We start from the raw sequence: 6770 nt of genomic DNA on the forward strand, positions 1-6770 counted from the left end.
GACTTAAAGCGACTATTCCAAATGTTAGTGGTATTGAAACTCCAAGTAGTGAAATAAAGCTAAATAAAACTGCAAGTAAACAGACTGTCCATAAAATAATATTTAATTTATTATTTACAACAAACAAACCTCTCATCGAAAATTCTTCTACAACAGGTAATATAATAACAAGCAGGAGTAGTTTTTCAGGAGTTCTAAAGATTTTCAAATCATCTGTATCAAACAATGGCTTGTTATATATTAGATACGTCGAAATTAGAAAAAAACATTTAATATAAAAATAGTTAAAAAAGGTATATAAAATCAAAATAAACGTCCTTTTCTTGAAATTTATTACAAAACTTTTGCATAGTTAGTGATAATTGTTAAAAATTATAAATAGTGGTCGATAAATTATATAACAAAATAGACTGCGCTCAGCTTAACTGACGCAGCCCATCTTTTAGAAATACTATTAGTTAATCAAACCAAGTAGACACTGTGTCGACAACTTTATGATTTGCTTGTTTTATAGCACATTCAACAGCGTGAACAGCGTATCCAGCATCTTCAACTAAACCGCCGCCATTAATACTAACCATTTCTAAATGTGATAACTCTATAATATTTTTTCACAATATTTGTTTATTATTTGTTACCAACCACAGTTACCATAAGAATTGTATCCATAAATACTGTTTTGAGATTATCCCAATTTTTATCTGAGTCTTCTAAAGCTTTTGGGCATAAGCAATCCAGCCTCCACAATCAACTTCATGCTCTTCCTGAGCATTAAGCTCTTCTACATTCAAATTTTGTAAATTCATGATCTCTAGTTTTTAAAATTAAATATTAATAAAAAAAATCGATGAATTCCAAGCTTGGTTTTGTGGAGATTGTAACTTTATCTCAGCCCTTGCTCAGTTTTTTTTACACGGTTACCATACAGCTGAATTATTCCCAACACTTCTGTACCGCATTTACCACTATTACTCCTATTGGCAAATGCCAATTATAGTTACAAAAAGCTTAAAATAAATTCTAATAAATAGCTAACAAGGAGCATTGCAATTTTTAATATCATGTTAATTTATTTTATTTAAAAAGACAAACAAAAAACTCTTTCTCTGGATTCATTTATTGTTCTACACATGATGATTTTCTAATAAAAAAATACAGAGGTAAACGATGAACAGAAAAATCAATTCTTTATAGGTACCAATTAATAATGAACACAGCCTCTTTAAGTGTGTGAGCCCAAAATAACTTGAGTTAGATTTATCAATTAAATTTGACACTGTACTAGAAACTCTTTATTAAACTAGGCACTGTCTCATAAAGTGTGTAAGTTTTAATTTTAACTACTTTTTTTAAGTTTCAAATGGTGAACTCTACTATTTATTTTTAACTCCGAGCTTTCAAACTTTAGCTTTACTGTTCAACCTTTCAAGTTACTAGCTTTCAATTTAAACGCTACAATAACCATAACCCAAAATTAGTATTTACGTCTGTTCCTTTCAACTAGTAAAATACATACTTAAACTATGCAATAATCAAATATGTAATCCCTATTCTATTCATAGAATTTGTTTGGCCATACCACCAATAAACTCTTTTATATTTTCATGTGCTCTTAATCATTTTTACTTTGTTTGCCTGAGTTCCACTTTTCTGTCATCAATAAACAACCTGCAACTGACTGTAAAAAAACCTGATAAATTTGCCTTTATAGTTAGTTTAACTCCATCTTTGTTAGTTAAATTTCCAGTAATATTACTGGGAGTAATAAAATTTAGTTGTTCATCTTGTAATTCATCATTCACATATAGTTTTTCACCAGAAAACCAATTATTAGTTATTTTAATTTTATTCTCCTCGTAATTTGCTATCCATTCACTTTTCATAATTTCTGGTTTTTAAAATTGTTAATTAATAATTGCTAATAGGAATAGTTTCTCGAAAATTTTCTTTCTAATATATTCCTTTTGTCGGCCTTTGTAGATTCCGAATTGCTTTACTTTTTAAGGTTGCATATTAGCTCTATCTAAAACCTATTGCGCTACTTTTTTTATAGAGTTACAATGCAGCTTAAGCAATCTCTTATAATTTGGCCAAACTACATTTTAAAAAAAGGATTCCAGTTAACAGTAACGTCTTACTCTAAACCGTTTCACTTTCCTGATGCCAAAACTAGAGTAAGAAGATATACAATGCAAACTATCGTTATCGAAATTCGGGAATTTCGATAAGAAATTCATTTCTCGTAGACTTTTTATTGTAGTATTCAAATCTTCGTTGGTTTAAATTTATGATTGAAAGTTAATGAGCCTTTTTTAAACCAATCCTTGTTTGCTCCATAGATCATGATACTTTCCTTTTTGCTCTAATAGATCTTTATGATTTCCAGATTCCACTATAGTTCCATTTTCCATTACCAGAATAGTATCCGCATTGGCAATGGTACTTAATCTATGTGCGATAACGATAATTGTTTTTCCTTGGGCTTTAAAATCATCTATAACCTGTTTTACAATATGCTCAGCGTTTGTGTCTAATGAGGACGTTGCTTCATCCATCAGCAGAACGGCTGGGTCTTTATACAAAGCTCTGGCAATAGCTAGACGTTGTTTTTGTCCTCCAGAAAGCATGGCCCCATTTTCGCCTATTTGTGTAGCAAATCCATTGGGTAATTTCTCCACAAACTCTGTTATTCCTAATTGTTTTGACAAATCTAATATCCGTTGCATGTTAGGGAATGAATCTCCCAAAGCGATATTTTCTATAATATTTCCTGAAAATAAATTGAGTTGTTGCGGGATTACTCCAATACAATTACGCAAGCTTTGATAATGAATGAATTGAGCATCATATTCTCCTATATAGATTTTCCCTTCTTTGATAGGATATAAATTTTGTAAAAGTGAAATCAATGTCGTTTTCCCGCTACCACTTTCGCCAACAATAGCCGTGGTTTCATTTTTTTTGAAAATAGCATTAAAACTTTTGAAGACTTCAGTCCGAGAACCATAACGAAAAGACACATTTTCAAATTTGATATCACCTATATTTTCTCTTTTTAATTCGATTTTATTCTCGGTTTCTTCCCGTTCTAAATCCATTATTTCAAAAAGACGGTCGGCCGCAATTAATGCATTTTGGGCGGTTTTATTCATGCCAATTAAGGAGGCGACTGGTGAAGTGAAGTATCCTATCAGCGCATAAAAGGAAAATAGCTCTCCAGGAGTGATAGTACGATCAATTACGTAACCGGAACCAATCCACATTAAAATAACCGTAAAAATCGATGCTAAAAACTGGGTCGAAGTTCCTGCAAAAACACTATTTAAGCCGGACTTGTAGCCTGTAAACAAGAGTTTAACAAATTTATTCTCTGTTTTTAAATTAGAGAATTCTTCTATTCCAAATTCCTTTACCGTTCTTATATGGGTAACACTTTCAACTAACTGGGTTTGTAGCTCCGCTGCGTTTTCCATAATGGTTCGCTCTACCTTCTTATTGAATTTATTTAAAATAAAATAAATCAAAGCATAAAACGGGATGACTAGCAAAATCACCAAAGCTAATTTCCAATAATAAGTAAACATCAACGTAAACGAAAATATAACGATGAATACATTTACAATCATCTCGATAGCGACATCATTGATAAAGGCCCTAATTTTTACAGCATCACCAATTCGTGATGTGATTTCCCCCACTTGCATGGTATCAAAAAAACGTTGCGGTAAGTGTAATAAATGTTTGTAGTAGCCCAAAATCAATTTAGCATCAATTAACTGCCCAGTTTTCATGACAAAAACACTCTTTTTTGAACCGATATATCCCTGAAGCAAAATAATGGCAATCATCGAAATACTTAATAGGTTTAATAGCTTTCTATTGCCTTCAACCAAAACATAATCAGTAATTTTTTGGATATATATTGACATGGCCAGCCCTAAAACTGTAAATAGTATAGCACCAACTAAAGCTTGAATCAAAATAGTTTTATGGGGTTGCACTAAATGCCAAAATCGGGTTAGAGGAGAAACTTTGTCGTTATAGGTTCTAAAATCATCATTAGGTGCAAAAAGTATCAGCACACCGGTCCATATTTTTTGAAACTCGTCATAAGTATACGTTTCCATTCGCCCATAGGCAGGATCCATAGCCGTGATTTTTGATTGGCTTTCTACTTTTGCTTTTTCCACCTTATATATAACAATATAATGGTGTAATTGTTCTTGGACTACCACGTGGGCAATGGCAGGAAGCGGAATTTTATCAATCGAATCCATGCCCCCTTTAACTCCTTTGGCGCTAAAGCCCATTTTCTCGGCAGCTTCAATGATTCCCAATACATTTGTACCTCGTTTATCGGTATTTGCGTATTGACGAATTCTAGCTATTGGAAGATTAACCTTGTAATGATTTCCAATAGATGCGAGACAAGCAGCACCACAATCTTTAATATCATGTTGTTTTATTTTTATAGAAGCCATAATTTATTTTTTTGCCACGAAGGCACTAAGTAGCAAAGTTTTTTATTTGAATTGTAAAGCTGAAAATAAAGTGAAATATTACTTGTTTAGATTTTTTGGGTTCAACCAATCATCTATTTTATCAAATAACAAATCAAATAAACTTCTTCTGGTAATGATATATCGCGTAGTTAAGGTCATTCCTTTTGATACTTTAGTTTTATAACCTGATTGCAAGTTCATTTCTGTGTTGTTAAGAGTACTTCTCACTTTAAAGAATGCTTGGTCGCCCTGAATGGTAATATTTTTATCAATGTCAATTACTTTTCCTTCCAATAAACCCCATTGGTTGTAATTGAAAGCATCAATTTGAAATTTTACTTTTTGATTTTTTTGTATTAGTCCAATATCATTTGGCGAGACGGAGCTTTCTACAATTAGTTTGTCTGTAGCCGAAATAGTAGCAATAGGTTGTGAGGCGTTTAAAAAGGAACCAACCTGAATCCCAGAGAAATTTTCAATAGTTCCGGATAATGGTGCGGTTATGACATAGTTCTTGGCTTCAACATTTATTTTTTGGAGCGTACCGTTCAGGCTTTTGAGTTGTTCCTCGAGTTCTCTTTTATTGTTTTGCCATAGGCTTCTCTGGTTTTTCTCCAATCCAGAAAGCGCTTGTTGAGCATACTTATATTCAAAGCTGTGTTTCTCAAATTCGGCTCTGGAAATTACCCCTTTGTCATAGAGTCCTTTGTTGCGATCAAAGCCTATTTTCGCTTGGGTGATTTTGCTTTGCAACTCGTCCTTTTTATTGATATAACTAAACCATTCCTGTTGTACGGCAGGGGTTCTTAAGGAACTGTTTTTTCCTGAAACGACAAGGGATAGGTCCCGAATGCGATTCTGTAAATCGATTGATAGTTCTTGATTAGTCGCTTTCTCTGTATCAAGATTTTCTTGAGTAAGTTTTATCAGGGTATCACCTTGTTGTACTACCTGATTATTTTTAAGCTGGACAAAAGTAACCTTACCATTGACCAAGCTACCTAGAGGTACATTATCTGTCGTACTGCGAATCATACCGCGACTCTGACTGCTAATATCTACTTTGATTAAGGGTAACGCTATCAAAAAAATGAGTATTGCTAAAATGAGAACCAAATAGATAGAAATACTCTTGGTTTTGTTTTTGGCAATAAGATTTTCGTAGTGTGTTTATGGGGTCTGAACTTAGGTTCATTAAGTTTCGCTTTACTGTTTTTGAGATTTTGTTTTTGCTAGTCTAATTAATATTTTTTAAATCCTCTATTCTCTGTTTAAAATACAACGCTATAAAGAACAACGACAATACAAATTGATAAATTCTATAAATCCAAATATTAACTTTCCAAAAGAATAATTCGTGTGTGACGAGTTCATTAAATAGGGAATAAATGAAATCTATAGTAAATAATAAGACCAGTACAAGAAATGTTTCTTTTGAAAATTTCATTTTAATTAAAGATTGTTCAATCTGTTTTCGATACAAAAAATTAACTTCACAAATTTTTATGTTCATGAAGTTAATTTACATACTTAACAAGAATTAAGTAAAAAGTTGAAACTATTTGATATCAAATTAACCTTAATAAAAACACAAAAATATAGAAAATCGAAGTTAATATAAACCCCTTAGATATTCCTTGAAGTATTTCTTCTATCTTAATTTTTTTCATAATTATTCCATTTGATTTCCCAATGCAATCATACCATATACAGCAGCTGCAGCTGCAAATCCCAATCCGATACCTTTAATTAAAACGGGTATTGCCAATAAGGGAAGAATTCCACCTTCTATAGCCATTAATTCTTCATTATTCAAATCTGTTAATCCTACACAATTTGTCATTTTTTTGAAATTTAAGTTTAATAATGTTTTTTTTGAAATTATTTCCACATCGGTTGTAAATCATGTTTTATTGCAATTCCTATTGCAACTGCTGAGCTAGCTAGCATTGCGCCCATCATATATCCGACATATAATATTGGGATAAATCCCCCTTCAATTTCTTGTACTTCCTGAGCATTCAGCTCTACTAAATTCAAATTTTCTAAATTCATTTTTTTAAGTTTTTAAAATTACACATTTCATTTCAATAAAAAGTTTCTCGAGAACTTTCTTGATACTACATTTTTATCGGTTTCTGTACATTTCGTATTGCTTTGTTTTTTTAAGGAACAAATTAGCTTTATCTAAAACCTATTGCTCTGCTTTTTTAAGGATTACAAAACAGCTGAAGCAATCCCTAATATTGGCCAATACTATTTAGAAAA

The 6770-nt window shown here is 31.9% G+C and carries 7 protein-coding genes; all 7 read right to left on the reverse strand.

The window, feature by feature from the left end; translation table 11 throughout:
* On the reverse strand, window positions 1–226 hold a 226-nt coding region (locus A3SG_RS22510), incomplete at its 3' end, for a hypothetical protein (protein WP_232226413.1).
* A gap of 232 nt (window positions 227–458) precedes the next feature.
* Entirely contained in the window at window positions 459–581 is a 123-nt protein-coding gene (locus tag A3SG_RS22765; protein WP_016991195.1) for a hypothetical protein, read from the reverse strand.
* Window positions 582–1622: 1041 nt separating this feature from the next.
* Window positions 1623–1883, reverse strand: a complete 261-nt coding sequence (locus A3SG_RS0116960; protein ID WP_016991197.1) for a hypothetical protein — start codon at window positions 1881–1883, stop codon at window positions 1623–1625.
* A gap of 429 nt (window positions 1884–2312) precedes the next feature.
* Complete coding sequence (locus A3SG_RS0116965) at window positions 2313–4481, reverse strand: peptidase domain-containing ABC transporter (protein ID WP_016991198.1); 2169 nt, start codon at window positions 4479–4481, stop codon at window positions 2313–2315.
* Between the two features lie 78 nt (window positions 4482–4559).
* Entirely contained in the window at window positions 4560–5588 is a 1029-nt protein-coding gene (locus tag A3SG_RS0116970; RefSeq protein WP_232226414.1) for an HlyD family secretion protein, read from the reverse strand.
* A 586-nt stretch (window positions 5589–6174) separates the two neighbouring features.
* Window positions 6175–6345, reverse strand: a complete 171-nt coding sequence (locus tag A3SG_RS0116980; RefSeq protein ID WP_157485531.1) for a class IIb bacteriocin, lactobin A/cerein 7B family — start codon at window positions 6343–6345, stop codon at window positions 6175–6177.
* 38 nt (window positions 6346–6383) lie between these two features.
* Window positions 6384–6557 (reverse strand): class IIb bacteriocin, lactobin A/cerein 7B family, encoded by a 174-nt coding sequence (locus tag A3SG_RS21380; protein WP_016991202.1) that lies wholly within the window; start codon window positions 6555–6557, stop codon window positions 6384–6386.
* Window positions 6558–6770: the final 213 nt, after the last annotated feature.

The sequence above is a fragment of the Flavobacterium sp. ACAM 123 genome (assembly GCF_000264055.1).
Lineage (GTDB): Bacteria > Bacteroidota > Bacteroidia > Flavobacteriales > Flavobacteriaceae > Flavobacterium.